This is a genomic window from Candidatus Enterovibrio escicola, from assembly GCF_002464935.1.
In the GTDB taxonomy this organism is placed as follows: Bacteria; Pseudomonadota; Gammaproteobacteria; order Enterobacterales; family Vibrionaceae; genus Enterovibrio; species Enterovibrio escicola.
The window spans coordinates 138593-153790 of the sequence record NZ_NBYY01000011.1 but is presented as its reverse complement, the minus strand read 5'-3'; the positions used below and the strand labels follow the sequence as shown (position 1 = coordinate 153790).

Here is a 15198-nt window from a genome sequence, read left to right as displayed (position 1 = left end):
AAAATTATCAATCTAGGATTGAACCTAGGCTTCTATAGCTTGAAGCAACAACTGCTGTGCGCTTTGTTTCAGCAGTTCATTAAGCGGGTTTTATAGTTTATAAAGCTCAGTAACGTTATGATTATTGTTCATGCAGTATATTCCTTGTTGGTTGTTGATCTGGCAAGATCAATCAACAGGCTACACCGCATTATTTCCTACCCATACACTAGAAATCACTATAGCTCTCAGATTGCGACGTTGGCATTTAGTTCATTTCTTGTGTACAACCCAAGTTAAGTAGGCAAGTATCGTGCTATCAACCCGCTATTCATACCTCTTGATGCTAATGTAGCATCTCTTTTTATTTTGTACTGACCCTATAATCTACTCTTATTTTACCTCTGATTTCGTGGTGGGTTCCAAGTTTCGACGTATTTAACTGTACATTTTTTGTTCTTTTGGGATTCATTGCCTAGCTTTATGTATGTACGAACTGATAATTGCTATTTGCTTATTGATCGCTTTTATATGACGTAATGTCATATGTGGTTATTTTGAGAGGGTTCCGGTGATAATTCGAAAACTTCTACTTACACTCGTTTTATTTCCATCCTCCATTGGTTTTGCATCAGAAAGTTCATTGTCATTAAATCTCACCAAAGGTGTGACTAACATCAGTGGTCAAGTTTATGATCTTCACATGATGATTCTTTATATATGTATTGTCATCGGTATTGTGGTGTTTGGTGCCATGTTGTGGGTGATAATTTATCATAGAAAATCTAGAGGTGCGGTTGCCGCTAACTTCCACGAAAGTACCAAAGTAGAAGTTATTTGGACGCTTATTCCGATTGTTATCTTGGTTGGGATGGCAATACCTGCATCTCGAGTATTGTTGGCTATGGAAGACACCTCAGAGCCTGATATCACAGTGCAAGTGACGGGTTCTCAGTGGAAGTGGCATTATCGCTATTTCGATCAGGACATTAATTATTTTTCACTGTTAGCATCTTCTCCTGCGCAAATCTATGGTAAACATAAAAAACGCGAAAATTACTTGCTAGAAGTTGATCGTCCTCTGGTACTTCCTATTGGAAAAAAAATTCGTTTCCTTATCACATCTGAAGATGTGATTCATTCGTGGTGGGTTCCTGCCTTTGCTGTAAAGAAAGATGCAAACCCAGGCTTTATTAATGAAGCGTGGACCAAAATCGATAAGCCAGGTATCTATCGTGGTCAGTGCGCGGAATTGTGTGGGAAGGCTCATGGTTTTATGCCGATTGTAGTAATTGCGAAGTCTTCCGAAGAGTTTGATGTCTGGGTGAAGGAAACGGTATCGGTTCAAGCAAGGATTCGTGAAGAAGAACAAAAGTCACTGGGAATAGACATGGGAATGAATGAACTGATGGCGTTAGGAGAAGAAGTATATAAAAGCCATTGTTCAGGATGTCACCAAGTTAACGGTCTTGGTTTATCAAGTATGTTCCCAGCGTTAGCTAATTCAGACATTGTAGTCAATCCAGACCGCTTGATGGATCATCTTAATATTGTCATATTCGGTAAAGAGGGCACAGCCATGCAAGCATTTGGTTCACAGTTAGGATTGAAAGAATTGGCAGCTGTGATCACGTATGAACGAAATGCTTGGGGGAATAACACGAATGATACAATTCAAATTGCTGACATCAATGCAATTCTAAAGGGTAGCGGTCTTTAAGGAGAAACTTTAATGACAGAAGTGATACCAGTTGAGGTTGAACACGATTGTAAGTTCAACGGCTGGGTGCGTTGGCTGTTTACCACCAACCATAAAGATATTGGTACTCTGTATTTAGTTTTCAGTTTCGTCATGTTCCTAATTGGTGGCGTGATGGCTCTAATCATTCGTGCTGAATTGTTTCAGCCAGGATTACAATTGATAGAACCTAATTTCTTTAACCAAATGACAACGGTGCATGGTCTTATCATGGTCTTTGGTGCGGTGATGCCTGCTTTTACTGGCCTAGCAAACTGGATGGTGCCAATGATGATCGGTGCACCTGATATGGCATTTCCGAGAATGAATAACTGGAGTTTTTGGATTCTACCGTTTGCCTTCCTGATACTCTTGGGCTCTCTGTTTATGGAAGGGGGTGGTCCCAACTTCGGTTGGACCTTTTATGCGCCACTTTCTACTGTATATTCACCGGACAGCACCGCATTGTTTGTATTCAGTATTCATATCATGGGGATGAGTTCAATCATGGGTGCAATCAATATTATTGTGACCATTATGAACCTACGAGCTCCTAGTTTGACGTATATGAAAATGCCGTTATTCGTTTGGACTTGGTTTATTACTGCATTTTTACTGATTGCCGTTATGCCAGTGTTGGCAGGTACCGTTACCATGGTTTTAACCGATAAATATTTTGATACCTCATTTTTTGAGGCCGCTGGTGGCGGTGATCCAGTGATGTTTCAACATATTTTTTGGTTTTTTGGTCATCCAGAAGTATATATTATGATTTTGCCAAGTTTTGGTATTGTATCTGCTATTGTTCCTGCGTTTTCTCGTAAGAAACTATTTGGGTACGTATCAATGGTATATGCCACTGCATCCATTGCGGGGTTGAGCTTTGTCGTGTGGGCACACCATATGTTTACTACAGGCATGCCAGTGTTCGCTGAATTGTTCTTTATGTATTGTACCATGTTAATCTCGGTACCGACGGGTGTGAAAATATTTAACTGGGTGGCAACCATGTGGCGAGGTGCGTTGACCTTTGAAACACCAATGTTGTTTGCACTTACGTTCATCATACTGTTTACGATAGGTGGTTTTTCCGGCTTAATGTTGGCAATAATTCCAGCAGATTTTCAATACCACGATACCTATTTTGTGGTGGCTCATTTCCATTATGTTCTGGTAACTGGCGCTGTTTTTTCCATTATTGCGGCGGTTTATTACTGGATACCCAAGTGGACTGGGTACATGTATGACACCAATCTGGCTTCGTGGCATTTCTGGTGTTCGCTGATTTCCGTCAATATCCTTTTTTTCCCTATGCATTTTTTGGGACTGGCTGGGATGCCACGTCGGATCCCTGACTATGCGTTGCAATTTGCAGATATTAACGCCATTGTTAGTGTTGGTGCTTTTCTTTTTGGCTTTTCACAATTATTTTTCTTGGTGGTTGTCGTTAAATGTGTCCGTGGTGGTGTGCCTGCACTAGCAAAACCGTGGGAAGGTGCAGAAGGGTTAGAGTGGGAAATTGCATCTCCAGCGCCATATCACACCTTTTCAAGGCCACCGAAAATAGACTGAGGGTAGCAAATGAGAAACTTTTACCACCGGCAAAATCAACATAGAAACAGGTCTGCCTACACTGCGATCAAACTGGTAGTATTGGCTATCTTAATGTTTTGTTTTACTTTTGCACTAGTACCTCTTTACGACGTGTTTTGTGATATCACAGGTATCAATGGAAAAACCGACAAAAAAATTGCACACCAAAGTTTTTTTGTGGATGAAGATCGTACGGTGAAGGTGGAGTTCGTGACTTATGTTAATCCTAAGATCGGGTGGAAATTTGATACAGAGATAAAGCGGTTGACGGTGTATCCAGGTGAAACACGCACCATTACCTACAAGGCTACAAACAATACTTCAGTTGATTCTATTGGTCAGGCTATTCCGTCTGTAACACCGGGTTCTGCTGCGAAATATTTGAATAAAACTGAGTGCTTTTGTTTTAATCATCAGTACCTAGCGGCTGGAAAAGATACCGAATTAACGCTGGTCTTTTACGTCGATCCGGCGATCCCTAATGATATTAAAACACTGACATTGTCCTATACCATGTTCAAAGCCAAATCCAAACCAGTTACTTAATAATCGCAGTGAGTTCATCATGTCAACAGCACATACCGATAATGACGTCCCTCAGGAGTATGAAAGCTATTACGTTCCTGCTCAGAGTAAGTGGCCTATCATGGGAGCATTAGCACTTTATCTCATTGCAATGGGATTAGGATTGACGGTATCAGGATTGTCCAGTAGGAATGGCACTTGGTTGTTGTTTGTAGGATTTGGGTTAATTATATTCATGCTTATAGGCTGGTTTCGAGATGTGATTAGTGAATCTATGAGCGGATTGTATTCGCACCAGTTGGATCGTTCGTTCCGACAAGGTATGAACTGGTTTATCTTCTCTGAAGTTATGTTTTTTGCTGTTCTTTTTGGTGTGTTGTTCTATGCCAGATTTATTTCGGTTCCTTGGCTAGGAGGAGCAAGTAACAATGTAATGACGGCAGCTGTGTTATGGCCAGAATTTATTCCAGAATGGCCCCTCATCAAAACCCCTGATGGTCATGAAACGACAGCGATATCTGCATGGGGATTGCCACTAATGAACACAGTTATTCTTTTAACTTCATCTATTACGATATATATCGCCCAAGTGGCGTTGGTTAAAGGTAATCGTAATTATTTGATAGTATTCCTATTGCTGACAGTATTACTAGGTTGGATTTTTCTTTTTTTTCAAGGGGAAGAATATACTTATGCCTACCAAGAGATCAATCTTCGAATCGATTCAGGTATTTATGGAAGTACGTTTTTTCTACTAACTGGTTTCCATAGTGTACATGTGTTTTTGGGCTCAATTATCTTATTTATTGTCTGGTTGAGGGTGCTAAAAGGGCACATGACGTCAAATCACCATTTTGCAATTCAAGCCGGTTCTTTGTATTGGCACTTTGTGGATATAGTTTGGCTTTTCTTGTTCATGTTCGTGTACATTTTGTAGTGGAGTGATGTTGTCACGTAAATTATAAAGTGGATTATATAATGGCAACTATTCTGCGGATTGCATCGGTTGATATCGCAGTCAATAAAATCACATATACTATCGCTGACAATAATAAACATCTGCCTATGTGGCACCACAGAGGCGTTTGGGATTCATCCCTCACTATAATCTGGAGTGCCTAAAACAGGTTGAACACAATAAATAAATATGAGCAGACCACCTAGGTTTATTTTGAACAAAAGAGTGCCTCCATCGAATCAGAACGGTGATTCCATGGGTAATTATAAACACGCATTAGTATTTACTTCTTCTCCTAATCACTCAGTAAGACGATTTGGGTTTCTACTCTTTATTCTCGTGATGACGGTGTTATTAATCAAGTTAGGGATGTGGCAAATCTCACGTGCCTTGGAAAAAGAGGATTTGCTCGAAAAATTGCAGTCTCGTCAACAGCAAACCATTAAGAAACTAGCTAATCTATCTGATGATAGAAAGGGCTACCGTATTGATGTATTAGGGCAGTTCGATGTTGTTAACAGCTTATTGCTGGATAATCAAATCTATCAGAAACGTGTTGGTTACCGATGGATAATGCCATTTCAGGTGAATGGGCAATGGTTATTGGTTGAATTAGGGTGGATTGCAGCGCCAGCTAGGCGTGATGAATTACCAGTACTACCCGAAGTTAACGGACTATATCAGGTCAAGGGTGTGCTAGACCTTCCATCTAGGCGCATGGTACTCAGCGATGAGATTGAATTAGTGAGTTGGCCTTGGCGGGTACAGGCTGTGGATATCGATAAGATAGCGAAAGTGACAGGAAAGATCTTTCTACCGTGGATTGTTCGTGCAGATACAGTGAGCAATGATGAAGGTGAATATTTGGGGGTGGAATGGAATACAGTGCCTGTTTGGCGACCTGTAGGAATACCGCCACAAAAACATTATGCCTATGCAATGCAATGGTTTGGGTTGACTTTTGTTGTATTAATTGGCTTTCTAGTGTGGTGGAACAGAGGGTGGGTATGACCAGAAAAAAAACACTCATACTGGTAGGAACTCTCTTTATTTTACCTGTGGTGTTGGCTCAGTTGGTACTTGAATTTGGCTGGTATAACAAGGGTGTCATGAATAATGGTATCCTATTGTATCCCTCAGAGAAGGTAGGCTGGTTGCAACAAAGTGGGCAATGGCGATTGGTATATACTTTTCCATCATTTTGTGATGCTCAATGTGAAAGCGCACTGTTTCAGCTGACCCAAAGTCTAATAGCCGTTGGAACAGAGCGAGATCGTGTTTCTAGCATCGTGTTGATGCCTACTGAGCAATCTATTGACGATATCAAGATTGGTTACCAAAACATAAGTTCACTGCAACATGCTTTTCTGTCGGCACTCCCTTATAGTGAGAATGCAATTTATATTGTTGATCCATTCAATAACTTAATTATGGCGTATCCTGTTCCTCAAGGAAAAGTAGCACAAATCACCCAAGGAAAAGGGCTGTTATCCGATCTTCGCGTACTTATGAAGTTATCGAAGTTAAGGTGAGTATGGCAAGAAATAAATATTATCAGACACTGATCTATAGTGTGTTTATTCTCGCCGTTTTGGTGGTAGGGTTAGGTGTCTTCACACGTCTAACTGAAGCTGGCTTAGGCTGCCCAGACTGGCCGGGGTGCTTTGGTTTTCTTACCGTTCCTCAATCACAAGAAAGATTATCACAGGTAGCTGTGGTATTTCCTGATATTTTCGTGGATATACAAAAAGCGTGGAATGAAATGGTTCACCGCTATATGGCAGGCCTGCTTGGGTTGTTGATTGCCGCGATAACGTTTCTTGCTTGGCGAAAATCTGAGCGTAATAAAGTCTTGCCAAGTGTACTTTTGGTTGTTGTTTTGCTCCAAGCAGTATTAGGTATGTTGACGGTAACCATGAATTTAATGCCCATCGTGGTGATGGGACATTTATTGGGTGGGTTTATCACTGTCTCTTTACTTTTCTTGTTAGCTATTGTGGAAAATCAGCGTATCAGTAAGACTACACAGTACTTGTTATCAATGACCAATTTAAAGACGGTTAGTACTATGAAATCTTTTTCAATCGAAAATGTTGTTCGTAAATTAACTACTACCTTTAGTATTAAAGTATTGGCTATTTCGGCGTTAATTGCTGTGGTACTGCAAATTGTATTAGGCGGTTGGACATCCGCTAATTACGCGTCAAGTGTGTGCACACAATTACCTGTATGTGAGGTTGACTGGGTTAGTAAATATGATATATCGGCCTTTCACCCAGTTAGTCCCACCAAGGAAACTTATCAATATGGGGTACTGAATTTCGAACAACGGGTTACCATTCATGCCACACATTGCATCGGTTCAATGATCGTATCCATGCTCGTTTTGCTATTAGCAATGGCTGTTCGTCATTCTCTTGGAATCAGAGCTGCACTTGGACTTAGTGCATCATTATTACTCCAGATTCTTCTGGGTGTTACTAATGTTGTAGCACAGTTGCCACTGTCTGTTGCCGTGGCACATAACCTTTGTGGAATGTTACTATTGCTGGTGATGCTCAGAATAACAGTCAGGATTTTCATGGCTCCAACATCAGCAGTGCATGTTTCTGTGAAAAAAACAGGGAGATTAAATCGTGGCTAATAAATTTTCAATATCATCACTGAGCAGTGACATCTTGATTATGGCTGAAACAGCTAGGTGGTGTGATTATCTTGAATTGACGAAACCGAAGGTAGTGGCGATGTTATTGTTGACCGCTATGGTGGGTATGTGTTTAGCCGTTCCAACTCTTCCACCGGTGAAATCTGTACTCTTGGGTTTACTCGGAATTGGTATGCAATCTGGCGCAGCGGCTGTGTTTAATCATGTAATTGATCTACGTATTGATCGTCAGATGCAACGTACGAGTCATCGACCACTTGCTAAAGGTCGGGTGACGGTCAATCACGCGCTAGCATTTGGTGTGATGTTAATGGTGGCTGGATTCAGTGTGCTGTGGATATTAAACGCGTTGGTGGCATGGTTAACATTTGCTAGCTTGATTGGTTATGCATTGATTTACACAGTCTGGTTGAAATATTCAACACCACAAAACATCGTGATTGGTGGCCTTGCTGGTGCGATGCCTCCATTATTGGGTTGGGTGGCAGTAACGGGTCATTTTGATCCAGATGCCTTGTTGTTGGTGATGTTAGTTTTTACTTGGACACCACCACATTTCTGGGCGCTTGCCATTCATCGCCAAAAAGATTATGCCAAGGCTGGCGTACCCATGTTACCAGTAACTCATGGTATAGCATTAACCAAGACCATGATTGTTTTTTATACAATGTTATTGGTTATCGTGAGTTTGCTTCCTTGGTTAGTGGATATGAACGGGGTGATATATCTACTAGGTAGTTTAGTATTAAATTTAGGATTTGTATGGTATGCATTAAAGTTAAAATTTTCGGATAAAAAAGGCTTAGCGAGGCAAACGTTTAAGTATTCTATCTGGTATATCTTTGGCTTATTTGTGGCTTTGTTAGTTGATCATTCTTGGTATTCATTAGTATGAAGGTATTGATTTATTAATTATTAAGTACAAAAGGATACCTTATTGATTACATAGCTTTTACAGCGTTGTTGTTACCGACGGTTATTGTTGTTTTATTAAATTCTGTTAGAAATATATGCTTAGTTGTTTACTGTTAGAGTGACAACAACTCTGACTCAGATGTGAAGCACCTGAGGTTAAACCTATCTTGGATAGAGGTAATTGTTTATGTTGGTTAATGTGTACACCTTCCGTCATCTGAAATGCACAGCTGTTACCTTTTAAGCCGTTACAACATACTTTAAAAAACATCGTTAGGAAAGCGATACTAAAAACTCGCTCTACCACGTGTATTGAAGATGTGTTCTATCTTGAAGATTTCCTCATGACTAATTTCGTTGAAGTCAGTTACCTTGGATAAAAATAATCTTATCAGATCATTGGTCTACTTATTCAGTTTGTAATTACTTGACCGATAAAGTCTGGCTGAATAGAAATCAGCGTCTATGATTTCAGCAACCTTTTCATGACCGGCTAACGCTGTACCGTTTTCTGATGCGAAAGTTTTGAAGTCATGGAAGGTTGGATTTATAGTATCAAAAAACGTTTCTTATACCTACCTGCTTATTTGTATCTTTCTGATGCAGCAGAGTTTATTGGTTTTATCCACAGATGGAAGAAGAAAATATTTGTGCCCAGTCCAGATACAGAGTCAATTTCGAAATGACTAAACTGGGTCTTCGCGTCTGCAATGTAAGGCCTTTTCTCAATGCCACCACGGTTCTTTATCATTGCCTTATCGCCGATGCTCATCTTAATTTTGTAGGGTTTGCCATAATGTGGAAGATCCTTGTGTAGCGTCCCGCCAGCAAGTTGACCATACAGTTGATATAACTACGGTACTGAGAATGCTCGATTTGGAATATATTTCTTAGTTGGTTAAAAATGGTTTCGATAATAAATCGTTTTCGGAGTATCAAGCTGTCCAAAAGTTTCATCACTTTAGATTTTATGTTTTTTTCACACCCGTTATCAGTATCACTCCCTTGTCTTCACGTTCTTACTCCAATGGATCAGAGATATAACCTTTGTTTCCGTATAAACACCCCAAAGCTCGTCAACCATTTACGCCAAAGACTTTCTATCAGCTACGTTAGCTGTCGTCACTTTGACTGAGATAATGCCACTTTGGTCATTGATAATAAAGTATAATTTGAAACCGTAGAACTACCTCATAGTTCCTTTTCCTCGTTTCACTGTACCTTTAAAAAACTGATATCTGAGAATGCGTAGGTTGTGACAAACCAGTAGCTTAGACGAATCAACGAAAGCAATCCCTGTCAGGCCTTGCCTGACGGTGAGTGAGTTAAGAGCAAAACGGAACCAGAACACCTTGCATGAGATTGAGCATTCGCGTGTAGCTGACTACTTTAGGAAATTTGTTGGTGAGGTAGAATCAAATAAAGTGGAAGTAATAGGTTTTGAAGTCTCGATATCCCTATTAATGGAAAGTTATCACTTCATTAACGGAGAGGCGTGAAGGTTTATTTCTTAAGCGCAACTTAGGTTAATTACGAAGAGTTACTTTAGGGTTGATCAACTGTTTATAGCGAAACATTGCTATCTCTGCTAATGAGCATTTGTGATAACCCCTGTCATTTCTCTACTCCATCAGTTTGTCCTCATGTAATGCTTTCACAGCTTTATTCTTAGAATGCCCTTTCCCCTAGTACTCCGTGTTGCTTCAAGGTGAAATATTAGGCGTTATTCCTTTATTTTTTCAGTACGTGGGGACATGATCTTGTGTCATAAAACCCATCAGTACTGACTTACTATATCTTTCATCGTAATGCGTTAAGCAATATAGGTAAGACCTCTTTGTCACCCACAAAAACTAGGCTAACTTCTGCAATAATAACCTCATGAGTAGATACATCAACGGCAATATGAAGTTTGCGCTAGAGACACCGTTCGTGTTTACGCGTTTTCCATTTACCTTCATTGTATACTTTTATGCCTGTGACATCAATAGCGACGTGAGTGACCGCTCCTCAACTCGGCAAACGATACTTAACTTTTACGGTTTTCGAACGTATTACTAATGTAGGTGTATATATGAGATCTCAGCGGGATATTCATCAACGTAAAAACTGAATTGAGAAGCCTGCTAATCCACAAAGTGGGAGCTTAAAATACCTCTTACCATCAGTGCCGTTTGAATCATGATATCCGGAAATATAAACCCACGGCAATGGTGCCTGTGATGCTTTAGATAATGGCATGCTTTAATGGCAGCGATGTCTATCCAAAAAGTCACTGAGCCACGGTTTACTAATGCTTGATTATATTGTTTCCAGTTACTAATCTTGTGCTGAGTCTTTCCCATCATCACCTCCTTTTAACTCCATGAGGATCTGATCGTAGGAATTGCGATTAGTTCAAATATTTGTGAAATAACGCCCATATATACCGATAAATCGTGCTTTTGATCTAGTTTGTCACTAATCACACCGAGTGAGGTATTTGTGCTGATACGCTCATGAATGAATGTATTGGTTATCTCTGAAATACAATTATAATTCAGCCAGTTCTGAGCGTTGAAGCAGGTTTCTTTAGCCTAGTTTGATGTAAAAAGACAACGGTATATACCGTAAAAATTGTTTGGGATATGGCGTTTTATTTCTTGACTTTATAGAAGAGTGTTTACAGCCAAGTGTTCGGGCACTTTGGTTAAAGGAAGCACCCTTAGTCAATCGCTGCTCAATATAAAATCAGTCAGTGTCATTTAACTGTTTATGAGCCATGTAGATCTCGAAACCAAAAGAGGATGCGGTGGGTGTACTTTGATCTGGTTGACTTTCCGCTAGTTTGTGCATTTCACCTGATGGAGGGCGTTTATCATCGAGATATTCTTTGACCAACTACATAAATATCCCAAATAGAGTATTCTTTGCACCGAAGTAGGGGGGGTATGTTTTATGATCAACCTGGTTGCTGTACTCATTGCTTATTCGTTCCAACTAAAAAACTAACTTTAAAATTACTCGGTTTGAAAAAGCCGAGCTTATACAGATCTGAGGTAAATTACGTTAGGATTTTATCCTTTGCATTTATGTTAATGTGTCTGTTGGTGTATTGTTGAACGAGTTTTGTACAGCAAAGATCAACAATCCTTAGTAATAAACCTCGAGTTCGATAAAAATATCACATACCTTTTTGTCTATTTCTGTAGTAACAGATTGTGTTTCTTACCAAGCCTTTAGATGATGTATCTCATATAAGTGAGAAGGTGGTCAGCACAATAGACAACTCGGTAGCTCAGGTATCCACCAATGCAGACATCAAGGTGTATTAGCATAAATTGTATCATGAATTAAAGATACGTTTTGTACGGAGACCCTGCTATTGGATACATGATTAAATTTTGGTATATTCTATGTGGGATCATAAGCGTCGTAGTTATGATCTTAACGCAGGCTTTTTAAACTCATCCTGAATATGAACCCTTTAAGTTATATTAAAAGGCGAATTCAATTCCTGTGCGGTCATATAGTAGGCTGTGCGCCGTATAACCTGTTGGTGATCAAAACCATGAACCAAGGTACGCTTTACATCGTTTCAGCACCAAGTGGTGCTGGTAAGTCAAGTCTAATTTCGGCACTGTTGAACAATAACCCTCGTTACGACATGACCGTGTCTGTTTCCCATACAACTCGCGCAATGCGTTTAGGAGAAGAAAATAATGTTCACTACCATTTCGTATCTGTTGATGAATTTAAGGCGCTAATCGAGAAAAATATTTTTTTAGAACATGCGAGGGTATTTGGGAATCTTTACGGAACTTCATGTCAGTGGATTGAAGATACCTTAAAAAAAGGCATCGATATTTTTTTGGAAATTGACTGGCAAGGTGCTCAGCAAGTTCGCCAGAAAATGCCAAAGGCAAAAAGCATATTCATTTTACCACTAAGCCGAGAGGAATTGGCGCGCCGCCTAAATGTACGTGACAAGGATTCCTCTGAAGTGCTCACCAAACGTATGGAAGAAGCTCAGTCTGAAATTTCTCATTTTAATGAATATGACTACGTTATTGTGAATGATGATTTTGACGTGGCTTTAATGGATATTAAAGCCATTCTTCGCGCCGAGAGGATGAAACAGGACAAGCAGGCCAGTAAATATCACGATACAATCAATAGATTGCTGGCACAATAACCTCTGCTTTTGTACAATTCAAACTTATTCTGATTTTTACTAACTGGAGACCTCCATGGCACGAGTAACTATTCAAGATGCTGTTGAAAAAATTGGCAATCGTTTCGATCTAATATTAGTCGCATCTCGGCGTGCACGCCAGATGCAAACTGGTGGAAAAGATTCACTCGTTCAGGAAGAAAACGACAAACCAACTGTTATCGCTCTACGAGAAATAGAAGAAGGACTCATTACCAGAGAAGTTCTAGATGCTCGTCAACGTCAAGAGCAAAAAGAACAAGAAGCTGCTGAAATGGCTGCAGTAAACACTATTCCTGGATCACTTCGTTAATCTAACTTCAGGGAAGAAGGTGTTTGTATCTATTTGATAATCTAAAAGGAATTGCTGCACAATACTTACCTAAGTCGCACTTAGAAGCTCTCCGACAGGCATATTTGGTAGCACGTGATGCCCACGAGGGACAAAATAGATCTAGTGGTGAACCGTACATTATCCACCCTATTGCCGTAGCTCAAATTCTTGCAGAAATGCGACTTGATCAAGAAACATTAATGGCAGCCTTGCTTCATGACGTGATTGAAGACACCGAAGTAACAAAAGAAGACTTGCAACAACGATTTGGGGATAATGTTGCCGATCTTGTTGATGGCGTATCTAAACTCGATAAACTTAAGTTTCGTGACCGCAGAGAAGCCAAGGCAGAAAACTTCCGAAAAATGATCATGGCAATGGCTCATGACATTCGAGTTATTCTGATTAAATTGGCAGACCGCACGCACAACATGCGTACACTAGGCGCACTTCGTCCAGACAAACGTCGACGTATTGCCAGTGAAACCCTTGAGATTTTCTCTCCTTTGGCACATCGTCTCGGTATACACAACATCAAGGTTGAGCTGGAAGAACTTGGCTTCGAAGCATTATATCCGACCCGTTATCGTGTATTGAGAAAAGTAGTGGTGCAGGCACGTGGTAACCGTAAAGAAATGATCGAAAAAATCCACGCTGAGATTGAAGGCCGTCTTGAAGACGCGAGCATCAAAGCGATGGTACTGGGTCGCGAAAAGAATCTCTATTCCATCTACAACAAGATGAAGAACAAAGAACAACGTTTCCACACCATTATGGATTTATATGCATTTCGTGTGATTGTTGATGATTTAGATACCTGTTACCGAGTGTTGGGACAGATGCACAATCTATATAAACCTCGTCCTGGACGCATGAAAGATTACATTGCCGTACCCAAAGCGAATGGCTATCAATCTTTGCACACATCGATGATTGGGCCACGCGGCGTGCCTGTGGAGGTACAAATACGTACTGAAGATATGGATCAGATGGCAGATAAAGGTGTCGCTGCACATTGGGCTTGTAAAGAGGGTGAAGTGCACACACCAGGAACAGGAGGCTCAACAGCACAAGTTCGAGCACATCGATGGATGCAGAGTCTGCTTGAACTACAGCAAAGTGCTGGAAACTCCTTCGAATTCATCGAAAGCGTCAAGTCTGATTTATTTCCAGATGAGCTTTTCGTTTTTACACCAAAAGGTAGGATCGTCGAGTTACCAGTGGCTGCTACTGCTGTAGATTTTGCTTACGCAGTACACACCAATATTGGTAACTCCTGTGTTGGTGCAAGAGTAAATCGACAATCGTATCCACTAAGCCAACCGTTAGAAAATGGGCAAACCATCGAAATTATTACCGCATTGGGCGCTCATCCAAATGCAGCGTGGTTGAACTATGTCGTAACGTCGCGTGCACGTACTAAAATTAGACAGGTTTTGAAAACAAAGCGTCGTAAAGAGTCTGTAATTTTAGGTCGGCGCCTACTTAAACATGCATTGGCCGATGTCAACATGCAAGATGTTAATAGCACCAATCTCGACAAAGTGCTGCATGATTTGAAACTGGAGTCAATGGAAGATCTATTAGCGGAAATTGGTCTTGGTGAGTTAATGAGCGTAGTGATTGCCAAACGTCTGTTAGGTAATGCCGATGATCTTGAGCAACAAAATGGCTTTTTGCCGATTCGTGGCGCAGACGGTATTCTGCTAACTTACGCCAACTGTTGCCGCCCAATTCCAGGCGATCCTGTGATTGCACACGTTAGCCCTGGCAAAGGTCTGGTCATTCACCGTGAAGAGTGTGCCAATATTAGAGGTTACCGCCAAGAACCGGATAAGTACATGCCTGTAGAATGGGATGAGGATATTGATCAAGAGTTTTTCTCTAGGCTTCGCGTTGACATGCTCAACCATCAAGGTGCGTTGGCCGATCTGACCCACACGATTGCTTCGACTGGCTCAAATATTTTAGGGTTAACGACAGAAGACCGTGATGGTCGCTTATATACTGTTTATATCAAGTTAACCACCAAGAACCGCGTCCACTTGGCTAATATTATGCGTCGTATTCGCATCATGAAACATATGGTGAAGGTAAGTCGTCAGAAGAACTAAATCTCAATTGCAGAATAAAAGAATAATTTTCTACCCTAAGGGTGCGTTTCTCTTCGTGTAATAAGCCTATTTTTTCAGGTAGCTCAGATTAACTACTGTTGACGTTAAATGTTTTTTTCTAGTACACAAAAATGGTTAACAATCAAGGTATCGGCTGTGTTGTCCAACAACATTATTGTTACCTG

The 15198-nt window shown here is 40.6% G+C and carries 14 protein-coding genes and 1 pseudogene; 12 read left to right on the top strand and 3 right to left on the bottom strand.

The window, feature by feature from the left end:
- Positions 1-130 precede the first annotated feature (130 nt).
- The 9 genes from BTN49_RS13870 (at position 131) to cyoE (ending at position 8353) form a co-directional block, all read left to right on the top strand.
- Positions 131-283, top strand: a complete 153-nt coding sequence (locus tag BTN49_RS13870) for a hypothetical protein (protein ID WP_158523622.1) — start codon at positions 131-133, stop codon at positions 281-283.
- A gap of 267 nt (positions 284-550) precedes the next feature.
- The gene (gene coxB / locus BTN49_RS04810) at positions 551-1699 is read left to right on the top strand and encodes a cytochrome c oxidase subunit II (protein ID WP_097356233.1); all 1149 of its coding nucleotides are present in this window, start codon (positions 551-553) and stop codon (positions 1697-1699) included.
- Between the two features lie 12 nt (positions 1700-1711).
- Complete coding sequence (ctaD, locus tag BTN49_RS04805; protein ID WP_097356232.1) at positions 1712-3289, top strand: cytochrome c oxidase subunit I; 1578 nt, start codon at positions 1712-1714, stop codon at positions 3287-3289.
- A gap of 9 nt (positions 3290-3298) precedes the next feature.
- On the top strand, positions 3299-3856 hold the full coding sequence (locus tag BTN49_RS04800) for a cytochrome c oxidase assembly protein (protein ID WP_097356231.1): 558 nt from the start codon (positions 3299-3301) through the stop codon (positions 3854-3856).
- Positions 3857-3875: 19 nt separating this feature from the next.
- The gene (locus tag BTN49_RS04795) at positions 3876-4772 is read left to right on the top strand and encodes a cytochrome c oxidase subunit 3 (RefSeq protein WP_097356230.1); all 897 of its coding nucleotides are present in this window, start codon (positions 3876-3878) and stop codon (positions 4770-4772) included.
- Positions 4773-5048: 276 nt separating this feature from the next.
- Positions 5049-5804: an SURF1 family protein gene (locus BTN49_RS04790; protein ID WP_223823672.1), complete on the top strand. Its 756-nt coding sequence runs from the start codon at positions 5049-5051 to the stop codon at positions 5802-5804.
- Positions 5801-6325 carry a hypothetical protein gene (locus tag BTN49_RS04785; RefSeq protein WP_097356229.1) on the top strand — a complete coding sequence of 175 codons (525 nt, stop codon included), beginning with the start codon at positions 5801-5803 and terminating at the stop codon, positions 6323-6325. Before BTN49_RS04790 ends, BTN49_RS04785 begins: the two co-directional genes overlap by 4 nt.
- A gap of 2 nt (positions 6326-6327) precedes the next feature.
- Entirely contained in the window at positions 6328-7437 is a 1110-nt protein-coding gene (locus tag BTN49_RS04780) for a COX15/CtaA family protein (protein WP_097356228.1), read from the top strand.
- A gap of 40 nt (positions 7438-7477) precedes the next feature.
- Positions 7478-8353 carry a heme o synthase gene (gene cyoE / locus BTN49_RS04775; RefSeq protein ID WP_097356304.1) on the top strand — a complete coding sequence of 292 codons (876 nt, stop codon included), beginning with the start codon at positions 7478-7480 and terminating at the stop codon, positions 8351-8353.
- 839 nt (positions 8354-9192) lie between these two features.
- Here the strand turns inward: cyoE and BTN49_RS22005 are convergent.
- The 3 genes and pseudogenes from BTN49_RS22005 to BTN49_RS13865 form a co-directional block, all read right to left on the bottom strand.
- Positions 9193-9884, bottom strand: a pseudogene (locus BTN49_RS22005) (IS982 family transposase); the annotation flags it as partial.
- Positions 9885-10499: 615 nt separating this feature from the next.
- Positions 10500-10721 carry a transposase gene (locus BTN49_RS04750; RefSeq protein WP_097356224.1) on the bottom strand — a complete coding sequence of 74 codons (222 nt, stop codon included), beginning with the start codon at positions 10719-10721 and terminating at the stop codon, positions 10500-10502.
- 382 nt (positions 10722-11103) lie between these two features.
- A complete protein-coding gene (locus BTN49_RS13865; protein ID WP_158523620.1) occupies positions 11104-11253 on the bottom strand; it encodes a hypothetical protein in 150 nt (49 codons plus the stop codon).
- Between the two features lie 670 nt (positions 11254-11923).
- Here BTN49_RS13865 and gmk point away from each other — a divergent pair.
- From gmk to spoT, 3 genes are read left to right on the top strand one after another with little or no spacing between them, the layout of a single operon-like run.
- Positions 11924-12547: a guanylate kinase gene (gmk, locus tag BTN49_RS04745; protein ID WP_097356223.1), complete on the top strand. Its 624-nt coding sequence runs from the start codon at positions 11924-11926 to the stop codon at positions 12545-12547.
- 55 nt (positions 12548-12602) lie between these two features.
- Positions 12603-12878, top strand: a complete 276-nt coding sequence (gene rpoZ / locus BTN49_RS04740) for a DNA-directed RNA polymerase subunit omega (protein WP_097356222.1) — start codon at positions 12603-12605, stop codon at positions 12876-12878.
- A 23-nt stretch (positions 12879-12901) separates the two neighbouring features.
- Positions 12902-15013, top strand: a complete 2112-nt coding sequence (spoT, locus tag BTN49_RS04735) for a bifunctional GTP diphosphokinase/guanosine-3',5'-bis pyrophosphate 3'-pyrophosphohydrolase (RefSeq protein ID WP_097356221.1) — start codon at positions 12902-12904, stop codon at positions 15011-15013.
- The last annotated feature ends 185 nt before the right edge of the window (positions 15014-15198 follow it).